Genomic DNA, 14,414 nt, shown 5'->3' with positions numbered 1-14,414 from the left:
TACCTCTTGCCGTACCTCGGGGTGGCCGGTCACCGGCCTGAGATGCGTGGGGTGCCACGCGAACCCGTTGAACCTGAACCGGTTAGGACCGGCGGAGGGAAGGTTTCGGGACCATGCAGATGTCTCGGCTTCACTTCGCCCGTCGCAAGGAGGAGTGATATGAGACACACCATCATTGCCGCGGGATTGACCATGATGGCTGGGGGCGCGCTGGCGCAAGCCCCGGTTCTGACGGTCTATACCTACGACAGTTTCAACACCGACTGGGGCCCCGGCCCGGCCGTCGAGGCCGCGTTCGAGGCGGTCTGCGGCTGCGACCTGCAATTCGTCACCGCGGGCGATGGCGCGGCCCTTTTGTCGCGCCTGCGGCTGGAGGGTGCGCGCAGCGACGCCGATATCGTCCTCGGGCTGGACACCAACCTGACGGCAGCGGCGGTGGAGACCGGCCTGATCGCCGAGCACGGGGTGACGGCCGAGGGGCTGACCCTGCCGGTCGCGTGGGACGATCCGCATTTCCTGCCCTATGACTGGGGCTACTTCGCTTTCGTCCATCGCACCGATCTGGCGGATGCGCCCACCAGTTTCGAGGCGCTTGCCGACAGCGACCTGTCCATCGTCGTGCAGGATCCGCGCAGTTCGACCCCAGGTCTGGGCCTGCTCTTGTGGGTTCAGAACGCCTATGGCGACCGGGCGGGCGAGATTTGGGAGGGGTTGGCCGACAATATCGTCACGGTCACGCCCGGCTGGTCCGAAAGCTATGATCTGTTCCTCGGGGGCGAGGCGGACATGGTGCTCAGCTACACGACCTCGCCGGCCTATCACCTGATCGCCGAGGAGGATGACGGCTACACCGCCGCGCCCTTTGACGAGGGGCATTATATGCAGATCGAGGTGGCGGGCGTTCTGGCCAACAGCGATCAGCCCGACCTTGCGCGCGATTTCCTCGCCTTCATGCTGACCGGCGCATTCCAGGAGATCGTTCCGACGACGAACTGGATGTATCCCGCCGCGCTGCCGGCCGAGGACTGGCCGCAAGGGTTCGAGACGCTGATCCAGCCCCAAACCGCGCTCCTCTACGACCCCGAGGAGGCCGCCGAGATCCGTGATGCGGCTTTGGCCACATGGCAAAGCGCGCTCAGCAACTGAGACCTGTCGACTGGGCGGGCGCGGGATTGGCCGCGCTCGTCTGCCTTGCCCTTCTGGGGCCGCTGATGGCCGTGATGTTGCGGGCCGAGGGGCCGGCGCGTCTGGGCCCGGCCGATTGGGCGGCCATCCGCTTTACGCTGATCCAGGCCGGTCTGTCCGCCGTTTTCAGCGTGCTTTTCGCGATCCCGGTGGCAAGGGCGCTGGCGCGTCGGCGGTTTGCCGGGCGCCGCCTGTTCGTGACCCTGACAGGGGCGCCCTTCATCCTGCCGGTGATCGTGGCAGTGCTCGGGCTGTTGGCTATCTTCGGTCGTGCGGGGTGGCTGAACGCGGCGCTGTCCGCGCTGGGGCTTGGGGCGATCGACATTTATGGGTTGGGTGGTGTGGTTCTGGCCCACGTGTTCCTGAACCTGCCGCTTGCCGTGCGCCTGATCCTGCAGGCGTGGCTGGCGCTCCCGTCCGAGCGTGTTCGGCTGGCAACGGCCCTGGGGTTTTCCGATGCCGACATGCGCCGGCATTTCGAACGCCCCCTGCTGCGCGAGGTTCTGCCCGGTGCGGCCCTGGTCATCTTTCTGATCTGCACCACCAGTTTCGCCGTTGCCCTGACCTTAGGGGGCGGGCCACGTGCGACAACGGTGGAACTGGCGATCTATCAGGCGTTCCGCTTCGATTTCGACCTCGGGCGCGCCGCCCTTTTGGGGGTGGTGCAGGTGGCCATCTGCGTTGCGGCCGGGGCGATCGCCCTGCGCGCCGCACGGGTCGAGGCGATGGGGGCGGGGCTGGATCGCCCGCCGATGCCATGGCCGGGCGACAACCTGCGCGCCCGGATCATTGATCTTCTCGCCATCGCGGGGGCCGGGGCCTTTCTGGTGCTGCCGCTTGCGGCTGTGATCGGCGAGGGCGCCGTGGCGATTCTGACCCTGCCCGAGAGTGTCTGGTGGGCGGCTTTGCGCTCGGTCCTGGTTGCGCTGGCCTCGTCGGCGTTGTCGGTCGCCCTGGCCCTGCCCATCGCGCTGTTCGTCGCCGGGGGGCAGGGGCGGGGGGCGGTGGAACTGGTGGGGTTTCTGTCAATCGCCATCTCGCCCCTGGTTGTCGGCACGGGGCTGTTCATCCTTGTCTACCCCATAGCCGACCCGGTGGCGCTGAGCCTGCCGATCACGGGGCTGGTGAACGCCCTTGTGGCCCTGCCGTTTCTGTTGCGCGCCCTGGTACCGGCCGCGCGCGCGGCCGAGGCGACCCAGGGCCGATTGGCCGATGCCCTGGGGATGCGCGGCATGGCGCGGTTGCGCCTTGCGATCCTGCCACGGCTGAAGCGCCCGCTCGGGTTCGGTGCGGGACTGGCCGCCGCGTTTTCAATGGGCGATCTTGGTGTGATCGCCTTGTTCTCGGCCCCGTCGCAGGCGACCTTGCCGCTCGAGATGTATCGCTTGATGGGCGCGTATCGGACCGACGACGCACAAGGGGCGGCTGTCTTGCTGCTCGGGCTCAGCTTGGGGCTGTTCTGGATCTTCGACAGGGGGGCGCGCGTCGATGCTGCGGCTTGAGACGACGGTGACGCGATGGGGCGGGTTTCGCCTGAAGGCGGATGTCTCGATAGCGGCGGGCGAACGGGTCGCCCTGCTAGGGGCATCGGGGTCGGGGAAAAGCAGTCTCTTGGCGCTGATCGCCGGGTTCCAGCACCCCGATGAAGGCCGCATCCTGATCGACGGGCAGGACATGACCATGACGCCGGTCGCGGATCGCCCTTTGTCGATCCTGTTTCAGGATGGCAACCTGTTCCCGCATCTGAGCGTTTTCGACAACGTCGCCCTTGGGCTGCGGCCGGACCTGCGCCTGGATCCGGCGGATCGCGCGCGGGTCGAGGGCGCGTTGGACAAGGTCGGCCTGGCCGGCATGGGCGCGCGCGCGCCCTCTGCCTTGTCGGGCGGGCAGCAGAGCCGCGTGGCGTTGGCGCGCATGTTGCTGAGAGATCGTCCATTGGCCCTGCTGGATGAGCCGTTTGCCGCGCTCGATCCGGGGCTGAGGGCCGAGATGCTGGGGCTGGTCGCGGCGCTGTGCGACGACACGGGGCTGACGCTGATCATGGCCAGTCACGATCTGAGGGATGCGGAGCGGTTGTGCGACCGCCTGATCCTGTTGGCCGAGGGGCAGGTGGTGCTGGACGACCGCCTTGACGTGGCCCTGCGTCAGGCGCCCGAGCCGCTGAAACCCTGGATGTAGCGACAAAGAAAAAGCGCGCCCGAAGGCGCGCTTTTCCGTCATTGTCTTGTGAGTTGCTCACTCGGCGGGCTGCTTGCCCTTGGCGCGGGCCTTGACCGGCGCCCAGAGACGCTTGTTGGTCAGGTACAGCAGAACCGACAGCAGACCCAGCAGCAGCACGGCGGTAAAGCCCATCTGCTTGCGATCCATCATGTGCGGCTCGGCCGCCCACATCAGGAAGGCCGAGACGTCCACGGCCAGGCTCTCCATGTCGTTGGGCGCACCATCGGCATATTCGACCATGCCGTCCCACAACGGGGGCGCCATCTGGGTCCAGCCGCCCTCGAAGGTGGTGTTGCCGTAGAGATAGGTCCCGTACAGCTCCTGCTCTTCGCCGGTGTAGTTCACGAGGTAGGAGGCCATGTATTCGGGGCCGCCGATCCCGTTGAACAGCTGGTTCAAGCCCAGGCCGTAGGGGCCATGGAAGCCGGCGCGCGCCTTGGCCATGACCGACAGGTCCGGGGCACCTTCATAGCTGCCTTCGGGGAAGTGATCGTTCGGCGTGGCGGGGCGCCAATCTTGAAGATCTTCATCGTAGACTTCGATGTAGTTCATCTCGATATAGGCGCGCACCTCGTCGTCGGTCAGACCCGGACCGTCTTCGTCGGTGAGCGAGCGGATCGGCACCAGGGTCATGCCGTGACAGGCGGCGCAGACCTCGGTGTAGACCTGAAGACCGCGCTGCAGCTGGTTCTGATCGAATGTGCCGAACGGCCCTTCGAACGAGAAGCTGTAGTCGGTCACGTGCCCGCCGCCGCCTGCGGCCAGCGCGGCCCCCGTTCCGAGGGCCAACGCGGTTGCGGTGGTGATGGCTAGTTTCCTGAACATCGTCCTATGTCCTTTCCGCGTCACTCGGCCGGGGACGGGATGCGCTCACCCGAGGGGGTGCCGCCCGAACCGTCATCATTGCCGTAGTGCTCGTTGAAGTCGTCTTCGATCGTCGCGGGTTGCGGCAGCGGCTTCTCGATCACACCCAAAAGCGGGATGACGACCAGGAAGTAGGCGAACCAGACAGCCGACCCGATCAGGGCGATGTAGGGATAGATCCCTTCGGCGGGCATGGCGCCAACCCACATCAGCACGAAGAAGTTGACGAAGAAGACCCAGAACCATGCCTTGAACATCGGGCGGTAGCGGCCCGAGCGCACCGACGACGTGTCGAGCCAGGGTAACAGGGCCATCACCACGATCGAGCCGAACATCGCCAGCACGCCGAAGAACTTGGCGTCGATGATGCCGCCGGTGATGAAGCTGGCCAGCTGCACGACCCAGACCTCGCCGTCAAAGGCACGCAGGATCGCGTAGAACGGCAGGAAGTACCATTCGGGCACGATATGCGCCGGGGTCACCAACGGGTTCGCCGGAATGTAGTTATCCGGGTGGCCCAGGTAGTTCGGCATGAAACCGACGACCGCGAAGAAGGCCACCAGGATCACGGCCAGGGCGAACAGGTCCTTGATCACGAAGTAGGGCCAGAAGGGCAGGGTGTCTGCCTCGGCTTCCTTCTTCGAGGTGCGGCGCACTTCGACCCCGGTCGGGTTGTTGTTGCCGGTGGTGTGGAACGCCCAGATGTGCACCAGCACCAGGCCCAGAATGACAAAGGGCAGCAGGTAGTGCAGCGACAGGAAGCGGTTCAGCGTGGCATTGTCCACGGCGGGCCCGCCAAGCAGCCAGGTCTGCAGCGACTCACCCACGAACGGGATGGCGCCGAACAGGCCGGTGATCACGGTGGCCCCCCAGAAGGACATCTGACCCCAGGGCAGAACGTAGCCCATGAACGCGGTGCCCATCATCATCAGGTAGATCAGCATGCCGATGATCCACGTCACCTCACGCGGGGCCTTGTAGGACCCGTAGTACATGCCGCGGAAAATGTGCAGATAAACCGCGATGAAGAACAGCGATGCGCCGTTCTGGTGGATGTAGCGCATGGCCCACCCGCCGTTCACGTTGCGCATGATGTGTTCGACCGACTCGAAGGCCATGTCGACATGCGGCGTGTAGTGCATGACAAGCACGATGCCGGTCACGATCTGCAGAACAAGGCAGAACACCAGCACGATACCCCAGATCCACATCCAGTTGAGGTTCTTGGGGGTGGGAATCATGATCGTGTCGTACATCAACGACACGACCGGAAGACGGCGATGCAGCCACTTTTCGGCGCCCGTCTTCGGCTCGTAGTGGTCGTGGGGAATGCCAGACATGGTCGAGTTCTCCCTCGGGTTTATCCGAGCAGGATCGTGGACTCGTCCACGAACGCTGCGACGGGGATGTGAAGGTTTTCAGGCGCGGGACCGCGACGAATGCGGCCTGCGGCATCGTAGTGCGAACCGTGGCAGGGGCAGAACCAGCCGTTGAAATCGCCGGCACCATTGCCCATCGGCACACAGCCGAGGTGCGTACACACGCCGATCTGCACCAGCCATTCGCCGGTGTTGTCGCCCTCGTACGGGGCAAGCGTCCGGTTCAGGTCGGTTGCGGGCGCGTCGAAATCACCATTGGGATTGCGCGAAACCGGGTCGACCAGATCGTCGACATCCACGGCGCCGGCCTCGGCGATCTGCTCGGGCGTGCGGCGGCTGATGAACACCGGCTTGCCCAGGAACAGGATGGTCAACTGAGTGCCTTCCACGACGCCCGACACGTCGACGCGCATCTGGCTGGCGGCCTGGACATCAGCCGACGGGTTCATCTGATCGACCAGCGGCCATACGGCGGCCCCGGCAGCAACGGTGCCCACACCTGCTGTTGCGTAATACAGAAAGTCGCGGCGGGTACCGGAATGGTCTTCTGCGTGTGACACTTGAAGCGTCCCCCTTGTCTGGGCCCGAGCGGACAATCAGGGCCTGGAAAAAACCACATCGGGCCACGGTGCACCCGCCGTAACCCGACGCGCTCTGGTGTATGGGCGATTACTATAGGCGTCTAGCGGACAAACGCGCGCAGTGAGGCCGAAATGTCGCAAGTAACCGTGCAAAATCTCACAGAAACGTGATCGCGCACGCGTTTCGCGATACGCCACTCGGGGCCGAACGCGTCGAGATTGCACGCCCCGGCGTGATCGTCCGCTTTACGGCAGCTTTTGTGCGCCAGTTCGAATCGTGGGCTGTGGCCATGCAGTCCGCGCCCAGGCCGCTGTCCGGCGCGGTCAAATACAGGCTGTAAGACGCACCGATCCGCTTTGCCAAGCGATGGCACGCGGGGCATCTTTGGCGGCCGTTTCCCCCCGCGTCTGCGGCCTTATAGCGGCCGGGTCATGCGGCGATGCAGAATGCCCGACCCATCGTCGTATTCCGGCCCCTCGGCGATGAACCCCAGCCCTTCGTAGAACGAAATGGCGTAAACCTGCGACTCGAGCTCGGCCGCGGCAAAACCCCGTTCACGCGCACAATCCAGGCAGAACGCCATCAGCGCTCGCCCCAGGCCGCCGCCGCGATAGGCGGGCAGGACGGCGACGCGACCGATCTTGGCATGGCGGCCCTTGGCAATGATGCGCGCAGTGCCGGTCGGGGCGGACAGGTCGTCCTGGGCCAGCACATGTGTGCAGGTTTCATCGTGGTGGTCCCATTCCTCGGCCTCGGGGATTTGCTGTTCCTCGATGAACACCGTGCGCCGAATGTCGAAACACATCTGGCGGGCGGCCTCGTCCGCCGCCACACCGATCCGTGTCATGGCGCCGTGGCCACCATCGAGGGTCGGTCCGCGAAGGTTGCGAACCACGCGGCCAGGGCCGGGTGATCGGCGCGCCAATCGCGATCGCCATGGCGGAAATCGAGATAGGCCAGGGCACATCCAACCGCGATCTGACCCATATCCAGCGGACCGGTCAGATGGCTCATCCACTGGCGCTCGATCGCATCCAGTGACCGCGCGATCTTTGACCACTGACCGTCGAGCCAAGGGGCGAACCACATCTCTTCGGGGCGATGGCGCTTTTCATAGGTGATGGCGACGGCGGCATCCATGATCCCGTCTGCGGTTGCTTCCAGGGTCAGGGTTTCCCACAGGCGGGTGGCGGGATAGAGGCCCGCATTGTAGCGCGCATCGAGAAAGCGCGTCACCACGCGGCTGTCATAGAGCGTCGGACCATCCTCGCGCGACAGGGCCGGGATCTTGCCCAAGGGGTTGGCGGCGTTCAGGCCATCATCCCCCCCAAGGGGCGAGGCAGTGACCTCGACAAACGGAATATCGTCGATCCCGGCCTCGGCCATCACAACGCGGGCCTTGCGCACGAAGGGCGAGGCGGGGGACCCCAGCAGGTGCATCGTCAGACCCGCTTGAGCTTGAGACGACCCAGCAGGGTCAGATCCACATGCACCCCGGGGCCGCGCGAGCCGACGCGAAAGGTGCTGTTCCAGCGGGCCGAGCCATTCGCCTGCTCCTGCGATTTGCGCAGGGTCAGCCCCTCGGGCGTGGCGTCCATCTCGTCCTCGACGGGTTGGGCCAGACGCCCGGGCGCGATGGCGCGGCTGGCCGCGTAGGTCGCAAGCGCGACAGCGCCGTAACGCAGGGCAATCCCGGCGATCGGGGCGAATTGCAGGGCCATGGTCGTCCTCCCGTTCCGATCCGTTCCCGTTAGATGTAAGTGACCGAGGCGTCCTTGTCTATTTCCGGCACGCCGCCTTTCATCAGGCAGGCCAGAGTTTCCACCTCATGCCCGATCGGGGAATGGCGGATCGCCGCCGCCGCGCCTTCGCGGGCGGCATCGGGCTTGTTCTGGTTCAGCTTCCACGTGCCGTCGACCGCCTCGACGGCGAATCTGAACGGCAGGATCTGCCGCATCATCCGGTCCAGCGCCTCGTCGGGCATCTTGTCGACTGTCCAGGGGCGCTTGGGAAGCCTGTCCTCGAACTGGGCCGACAGGATATCGAGATGCGCGCGCATCGTGGTCGGGTCGGCCGGGAGTCAGGCGGCCCCGCAGGTGGACCGCCACGTAATTCCCATGTCGGCACCCTGCGCCGGGTCGCCATACCAGTCGGGCGAGACATAGCCATCGGGCCCCGACACCGCGATCACGGCCGGGGTCGGCGCGGTCACCGCCCGCGCGATCGGGTTGGAGCGGACAAGGTGCAAGTCCGCCTCGCTCCCCGCCTCGTTCAGGGCAAAGGGCACGTGGCTGATCAGGGGCACCGGGTCGCCGTTCAGGCAAAGCGTCCCGAACCCGCGCTTGCGGGCAAGATGCAGATTCAGGAACTCCGGTTCCTGTCGAAAGGCGGGGTTCGGGTGCATGGCGGATCTCCCTCATGGTCGGTCAGACCAGGAGCTGCCGTCCATCCTGCCCGGTGATCCGCGCGGTCACGACCTGCCCCTCGGGCCGGTCTATCGCAAAGGCGACCTCGGTGAACTGTTCCGTCCGCCCCATCCGAGGGTTTTCCATGAGGATGTGGTGTTCGCGTCCTACCTGTTCCGACAGGTGGCGGGCCACGGCCGCCTGCCCCGCCGCGCGCAACCGGGCCGCCCGTGTCTTGATCGTGCCCCCGTCAAGCTGCGGCATCCGCGCGGCCGGTGTCCCCTGCCGCGCCGAATAGGGAAAGACATGCAACCATGTCAGCCCGCACTCATCCACCAGCCGAAGCGAATTTTCGAAATGCGCCTCGGTCTCGGTCGGAAAGCCCGCGATGATGTCGGCACCAAAGGTCATGTCGGGGCGCAGGCGCCGGGCCTCCTCGCAAAAGGCGGTGGCGTCGTCGCGCAGGTGGCGGCGCTTCATGCGCTTGAGGATCAGGTCGTCGCCATGCTGCAGGCTCAGGTGCAGATGCGGCATCAGGCGCGGCTCGGTCGCGATGGCCAGCATCAGGTTTTCGTCGGCCTCGATCGAGTCGATCGAACTGATGCGCAGGCGGGGCAGATCGGGCACGAGTTTCAGGATGCGCATGACCAGATCGCCCAAGCGCGGCGCACCGGGCAGGTCGGCCCCCCAGCTGGTCAGGTCCACGCCGGTCAGCACCACCTCGTTATAGCCGCGATCGACAAGGCGCTTGATCTGGTCGACAACCACACCGGCCGGCACGCTGCGCGAGTTGCCCCGGCCGTAGGGAATGATGCAAAAGGTGCAACGGTGATCGCAGCCGTTTTGCACCTGCACATAGGCGCGCGAGCGGGTGCCGAACCCGTCGATCAGGTGACCGGCGGTTTCGGTGACCGACATGATGTCGTCGACCTGCACCTTTTCCGTCCGGCCGATGAAATCGGGCCCCATGCGCGCCCATGTTTCGGGCTGCATCTTTTCGGTATTGCCGATGACCAGATCGACCTCGGCCATGTCGCGGAAGGTCTCGGGCTCGGTCTGCGCGGCGCAGCCGGTGACGATGACCTTGGCGTCCGGGTTCTCGCGGCGCAGTTTGCGGATCTCCTGACGGGCCTTGCGCACGGCCTCGGCGGTGACGGCGCAGGTGTTGACCACCACGGCGTTCTCGACACCGGCCGCAGCCGACAGCTCGCGCATCGCTTCGGTCTCGTAGGCGTTCAGGCGGCAACCGAGCGTGTGGAAGACAGGGGCGCGGCGGTCCATCACGGCGCCCTCAGGAAATCGTCGGTCAGCACGCCGCTGAACACATGGGCGGTCGGCCCGGTCATCCAGACGCCATCGTCGCGCCAGTCGATCCCGATCTCGCCCCCGTCGAGCGTCAGTCGTACCCTGCGCCCGGTCAGTCCGCGCCGGGCGGCGGCCACGGCGACCGCGCAGGAGGACGAGCCAGAGGCCAGCGTGATCCCGGTGCCCCGTTCCCAAACCCGCATGCGCAGATGGTCGGGGCCGATCACGCCGGCGAACTGGACATTCGTGCGCTCGGGGAAAAGCGGGTGGTGTTCGATCTCGGGGCCGCGCATGGCAAGGTCCACCGCCTCGGCATCGTCGACGAAAAAGGTGCAATGCGGATTGCCCATCCCGGTCGCAACGGGGTCGCCCGCGACGGGCAAATGGTCCGGGTCCACCGCCTCGGCCAACGGGATCTCGCGCCAGTCCAGAACCGGCGCGCCCATGTTGACCGAGGTCAGCCGGTCGCCCGCATCCACCGCCCGCAATATCCCGCGCTCGGTCCGCAGCGTCAGATCCGTCGCGCCGGTTCTGTCCATCTCGTGCCGCGCGATGCAGCGTGTGGCATTCCCGCAGGTCGCCGACAGGGACCCATCCGCGTTGAAAAACGTCAGCCGCAGATCGGCGCCCTGATCTGCGTCGATCACTGCCAGCTGGTCGAACCCCACGCCACGATGCCGGTCCGCCACCGCACGCGCCAAGGACGCGGTGACCTCGACGGCGGTTTGGCGCGCGTCGATCACCACGAAGTCATTGCCCAGCCCATGCATTTTCATGAAGGGCAGGCCATTGGGTTTGCTCCGACCGGACATGCGCGCGGCTATACAGGGCGCCGCGGCGTGTGAAAATCCCTTCTTGCAGAAAGGAGTGGATTTCCGCTTGACGCACCGGGCATGCCTGCGTAGTTAGCCCGCCTGAGTGGGCCCGTAGCTCAGTTGGTAGAGCAGTTGACTTTTAATCAATTGGTCACAGGTTCGAATCCTGTCGGGCTCACCATTTCCCCGTTTCTATGAAAGAATTTACGCAGGCCGTCGTTCGCCCGTGTGCCTGCCCGCCCCGTCAGCTATGTCCAACACTGCCTCAGGCGCCGCCAGCGCCTGCGTGGGCCGTCGCAAATGATCTATATCAAGGCCCGGTCCTTTCTGCCGTCCAAAGATTGCGCACAGTGCTTAGCGGGGGGACGGCATTACCCACATCGATATCCATGATCCGGCGCTCGTCCGCGGTCACGTCGACGCGTCGCCGGCGGATCGGGACAACGGACAGGGTTTTCGGAACGGGTCTGTCAAGGCGTTGGGTCTTGTTTCGCCATCCTTCCCGGTCGTGGCCACATGGAGGAAGAACTGATGGTCTTGCAGCCCAACCTATCCCGTATCGTCTTGTGGACGGTCAGATCGCTCGCCTTCGTCATGGCCGTCGCCATGTTCGCCGGTCTTGCGCCGAGCGTGGCGGAAGCCCAGCTTCGCAATCCCTGTCCGGTCGAGTGGCAGAATGACGGCGATTGCGACGAACCCAGCGGGTTGGGATTGTGTGATTGGGGCACGGATGTAGCGGATTGCTCGAACCCGAATTCCAACTTCGGAACGTTGGCGAACCCCTGCCCCTACACCAATGATGGCGATTGTGATGAATGGAACGGCCTCGGGCTCTGCGCGCGTGGCACCGATGTTGCCGATTGTTCGAACCCGAATTCGAATTTCGGCGGAAACCCGATCGGATATCAGCCTCCGGTCGGTCAGCCGCCGAACGGGGGGAATGTCGTGGTCGATCCCTGCCCCGAGGGATTTGCCCTGCAAAACGGCGTCTGCATGCCGACGCAACAGCAACCGCCCGCATGCCCCGAGGGGTTCATGTTGCAAAACGGTGTTTGCGTCCCCGCACAGCAGCAACCGCCTGTCGTCTGCCCCGAGGGCTTTACCTTCATGAACGGCGCCTGTCAGCCGACCCAATCCGGGCAGGTCTGCCCGCCGGGCCAGACGCTGGTGAACGGCGTTTGCCAGGCTGCTCAGCAGCCCCCGTCCGGTGACTCCTGTCCGCCGGGTCAGGTGAGCATCCTCGGCGTCTGCCAGGACCCCGGCGGCACGCCCATCGACTGAGTTCGGCGGTCTGCGGCGGGGGGTGCCCCTTGCCGCAGCCAAACCCACCATGAGGCAAGGGGGAGTGGCTATGAACGAATGGTCCACAAGCATCTTGGCATACTTGCGCCGGTCGCATCGCGCGACGCTTGGCGTGTTGACCGGCGCGGCCCTGTCGATCGGGGCGGCTGCGGCGCAAGAGTGCCCCGACCCGAACGGCAGCGCGACCGGCGTGAACCTGTCGGCAGGCCAGCTTGCAAGTTCGAGCCGCGATTTCTCAGCCCGTTACGTTGCGGGCGAGTTGACCAGTTCGACCTGCCCCGACGTGATCCGCGTGGGGTATTTCAACCGCGCGCCCAGCGTGAATATTGTCCTGTCGGGCGCGACGGCCGGCGGCAACCTGCGGTTGAACCTGCGCACCAATGACGATGAATGCGATCCGGTGGTGCTTGTGCGGTCGCCCGATGGCGAGTGGTACAATGACGATGACAGCGGGCGCGACATCGGGCGGCATTGGGATTCCCTGATCGACGTGCCGACCCAGATGAATGGCACCTACCGCGTCTGGTTGGGTCATTTCAGGTCCGGGGAAACCTGCGAGGGCACCCTGAGGGTTGGCTACGGGCAGGGCAGTGGCGACCCTGTCGGGACCACGACCTTTTCCGAGTGGAGTTCCGTCACCCCCGACCAGCGCCAGTTCAGCGGGCAACCCGGGGGGGTCATGCCGCTGGCCGTAAACCCCGGCCCGCATTTCGCGGCTGGCGAATACCACATCTATCTGGCCAACGCCGGCCCCAACGGGTTGGGCCCGTATACCGAGATCCAGCGCTATACCGTGAACCTGGGGTCCAACCGCCTCTACCGGGTCGATGTGGGTGCAGATGATACCTTGCGCATCCGCGAGGATAGCACCCTGGGCCTGCATTACGGCGAGCCCGGAGACCAACAGGCCATGATCTACGTGCGCAACACGAATACCCGCACCTGGCGCGGAATTTGTGTCTTGCCGTCCAGCGCACCGGCCACGGATTGCGGCGATGTGGGGGCACCGCCGACGACCTTTTCCGAATGGAACGCGATCACGACCGATCAGCGCCAGTTCGGCACGCAACCGGGCGGTGTCATTCCGCTGTCGGTCAATCCCGGGCCGCATTTTTCGGCGGGGGCCTATGACATCTACACGGCCGATGCCGGGCCGAACGGGCTGGGGCCGTTTACGCGTATCACCCGCTATTCGGTCACGCTGGCGTCGAACCGCCTTTACCGGGTCGACCTGGGGCCAACCGACACCCTGCGGATTCGGGAAGACAGCACCCTCGCCCTGCATTACGGCGAGCCGGGCGAAGGGCAGTCGATGATCTATGCCCGCAACAGTTCGACCCGGTCGTGGCGGGCGATCTGTGTGCTACCTGCGGGGGCGCCGAGATCGGATTGTGGCGATGTGGGGGCACCGCCGGCGACCTTCTCCGAATGGAACGCGATCACGACCGATCAGCGCCAGTTCGGCACGCAACCGGGCGGTGTCATTCCGCTATCGGTCAATCCCGGGCCGCATTTCGCGGCCGGGGCCTATGACATCTACACCGCCGATGCCGGGCCGAACGGGCTGGGTCCCTATACGCGCGTCACGCGCTATTCGGTGACGCTGGCCTCGAACCGTCTCTACCGTGTGGACGTGGGGCCAACCGATACCCTCAGCATCCGCGAGGACAGCACCCTTGGCCTGCAGTATGGCGAGCCGGGGGAAGGGCAGTCGATGATCTACGCGCGCAACAGCTCGACCCGGAGTTGGCGGGCGATCTGCGTGCTGCCGGCCGGATCGCCATTCGAAACGTGCGGGGGTGGCGGCCAAACCGTCTATACCGAATGGCATACGGTCACGAACGATCAGCGCCAGTTCGCCACCCAGCCCGGCGGTGTCACGCCGATGCGCACCTGTGATCGCGCGACGCAGACCTACGGCGGCGATTTCCCGGCTGGCGCGTATGACTTCTATGTCGGAAACGCCGGAGAAAACGGGTTCCTGCCCGTGACCGATATCCGGCGGTTCACGGTCAATCTCGGGTCAAACAGGAACTATGCCGTGGATCTGGGCGGTGGCAGCGGGTTCAGCATTTCGGACAATGCGGCGGGCATGAACATGTACTCCGGTCCGGGCGAAGGCTATGCGCGGGTCTATTACCGCAACAGCAGCACCATGTCCTGGCGCGGGTTGTGCGTTCTGCCATCGGGGTGGCCGATCAGCTGGTGCGATATCGGTGTGCCGAATCCCTGCAACGGCCCTGCCAATCGGTGACATGTCCATTGTCTGCGGCGCGCGCTGTCGCAGACCGCGCGTTCCGTGTCGGTTGCGATGCGATACGGGGTGACCTTGACGATATGCTGCGCCAAAACAGGGA

At 65.4% G+C, this 14,414-nt stretch carries 14 protein-coding genes, 1 tRNA gene, 1 pseudogene and 1 riboswitch; of the genes and pseudogenes, 7 read left to right on the top strand and 9 right to left on the bottom strand.

Going from position 1 to position 14,414, the window contains the following annotated elements:
• Positions 1–7: 7 nt before the first annotated feature.
• A riboswitch (TPP riboswitch) is annotated at positions 8–117 on the top strand.
• A 42-nt stretch (positions 118–159) separates the two neighbouring features.
• From thiB to ROSELON_RS04220, 3 genes are read left to right on the top strand one after another with little or no spacing between them, the layout of a single operon-like run.
• Entirely contained in the window at positions 160–1,146 is a 987-nt protein-coding gene (gene thiB, locus ROSELON_RS04230; protein ID WP_025311186.1) for a thiamine ABC transporter substrate binding subunit, read from the top strand.
• A complete protein-coding gene (locus ROSELON_RS04225) occupies positions 1,122–2,687 on the top strand; it encodes a thiamine/thiamine pyrophosphate ABC transporter permease ThiP (RefSeq protein ID WP_025311185.1) in 1,566 nt (521 codons plus the stop codon). Before thiB ends, ROSELON_RS04225 begins: the two co-directional genes overlap by 25 nt.
• Positions 2,674–3,363 (top strand): thiamine ABC transporter ATP-binding protein, encoded by a 690-nt coding sequence (locus ROSELON_RS04220; RefSeq protein WP_025311184.1) that lies wholly within the window; start codon positions 2,674–2,676, stop codon positions 3,361–3,363. Before ROSELON_RS04225 ends, ROSELON_RS04220 begins: the two co-directional genes overlap by 14 nt.
• A gap of 57 nt (positions 3,364–3,420) precedes the next feature.
• On the opposite strand, the gene ROSELON_RS04215 is transcribed toward ROSELON_RS04220, so the two are convergent.
• From ROSELON_RS04215 to petA, 3 genes are read right to left on the bottom strand one after another with little or no spacing between them, the layout of a single operon-like run.
• The gene (locus tag ROSELON_RS04215; RefSeq protein ID WP_025311183.1) at positions 3,421–4,230 is read right to left on the bottom strand and encodes a cytochrome c1; all 810 of its coding nucleotides are present in this window, start codon (positions 4,228–4,230) and stop codon (positions 3,421–3,423) included.
• Between the two features lie 20 nt (positions 4,231–4,250).
• Complete coding sequence (locus ROSELON_RS04210; protein ID WP_025311182.1) at positions 4,251–5,609, bottom strand: cytochrome b; 1,359 nt, start codon at positions 5,607–5,609, stop codon at positions 4,251–4,253.
• A gap of 20 nt (positions 5,610–5,629) precedes the next feature.
• Positions 5,630–6,208 carry a ubiquinol-cytochrome c reductase iron-sulfur subunit gene (gene petA / locus ROSELON_RS04205; protein ID WP_025311181.1) on the bottom strand — a complete coding sequence of 193 codons (579 nt, stop codon included), beginning with the start codon at positions 6,206–6,208 and terminating at the stop codon, positions 5,630–5,632.
• 188 nt (positions 6,209–6,396) lie between these two features.
• Between petA and ROSELON_RS18095 the strand changes: the two genes are divergently transcribed.
• Positions 6,397–6,570 carry a hypothetical protein gene (locus ROSELON_RS18095; RefSeq protein WP_156945796.1) on the top strand — a complete coding sequence of 58 codons (174 nt, stop codon included), beginning with the start codon at positions 6,397–6,399 and terminating at the stop codon, positions 6,568–6,570.
• A gap of 75 nt (positions 6,571–6,645) precedes the next feature.
• Here the strand turns inward: ROSELON_RS18095 and ROSELON_RS04200 are convergent, their stop codons facing one another.
• From ROSELON_RS04200 to dapF, 6 genes and pseudogenes are all read right to left on the bottom strand, one after another.
• Positions 6,646–7,077: a GNAT family N-acetyltransferase gene (locus ROSELON_RS04200; protein ID WP_025311180.1), complete on the bottom strand. Its 432-nt coding sequence runs from the start codon at positions 7,075–7,077 to the stop codon at positions 6,646–6,648.
• Entirely contained in the window at positions 7,074–7,670 is a 597-nt protein-coding gene (locus ROSELON_RS04195; RefSeq protein ID WP_025311179.1) for a glutathione S-transferase, read from the bottom strand. The genes ROSELON_RS04200 and ROSELON_RS04195 overlap by 4 nt, the downstream gene beginning before the upstream one ends.
• A 2-nt stretch (positions 7,671–7,672) precedes the next feature.
• Complete coding sequence (locus tag ROSELON_RS04190; protein ID WP_025311178.1) at positions 7,673–7,951, bottom strand: hypothetical protein; 279 nt, start codon at positions 7,949–7,951, stop codon at positions 7,673–7,675.
• Between the two features lie 29 nt (positions 7,952–7,980).
• A pseudogene (locus ROSELON_RS04185) lies at positions 7,981–8,634 on the bottom strand (FMN-binding negative transcriptional regulator).
• 22 nt (positions 8,635–8,656) lie between these two features.
• The gene (mtaB, locus tag ROSELON_RS04180) at positions 8,657–9,916 is read right to left on the bottom strand and encodes a tRNA (N(6)-L-threonylcarbamoyladenosine(37)-C(2))-methylthiotransferase MtaB (protein WP_025311177.1); all 1,260 of its coding nucleotides are present in this window, start codon (positions 9,914–9,916) and stop codon (positions 8,657–8,659) included.
• Complete coding sequence (dapF, locus tag ROSELON_RS04175) at positions 9,916–10,752, bottom strand: diaminopimelate epimerase (protein WP_025311176.1); 837 nt, start codon at positions 10,750–10,752, stop codon at positions 9,916–9,918. The genes mtaB and dapF overlap by 1 nt, the downstream gene beginning before the upstream one ends.
• A 108-nt stretch (positions 10,753–10,860) precedes the next feature.
• On the opposite strand from dapF, the gene ROSELON_RS04170 reads away from it, so the two are divergent.
• The 3 genes from ROSELON_RS04170 (at position 10,861) to ROSELON_RS04160 (ending at position 14,311) form a co-directional block, all read left to right on the top strand.
• A tRNA-Lys gene (locus ROSELON_RS04170) sits at positions 10,861–10,936 on the top strand.
• A gap of 335 nt (positions 10,937–11,271) precedes the next feature.
• Positions 11,272–12,036 carry a hypothetical protein gene (locus tag ROSELON_RS04165; protein WP_025311175.1) on the top strand — a complete coding sequence of 255 codons (765 nt, stop codon included), beginning with the start codon at positions 11,272–11,274 and terminating at the stop codon, positions 12,034–12,036.
• Positions 12,037–12,100: 64 nt separating this feature from the next.
• A complete protein-coding gene (locus ROSELON_RS04160; protein ID WP_156945793.1) occupies positions 12,101–14,311 on the top strand; it encodes a hypothetical protein in 2,211 nt (736 codons plus the stop codon).
• Positions 14,312–14,414: the final 103 nt, after the last annotated feature.

The sequence above is a fragment of the Roseibacterium elongatum DSM 19469 genome, from assembly GCF_000590925.1.
Classification (GTDB): Bacteria; Pseudomonadota; Alphaproteobacteria; order Rhodobacterales; family Rhodobacteraceae; genus Roseibacterium; species Roseibacterium elongatum.
Note: the sequence above shows the minus strand (reverse complement) of the source record. Positions and strands in the feature narration are given on the sequence as shown.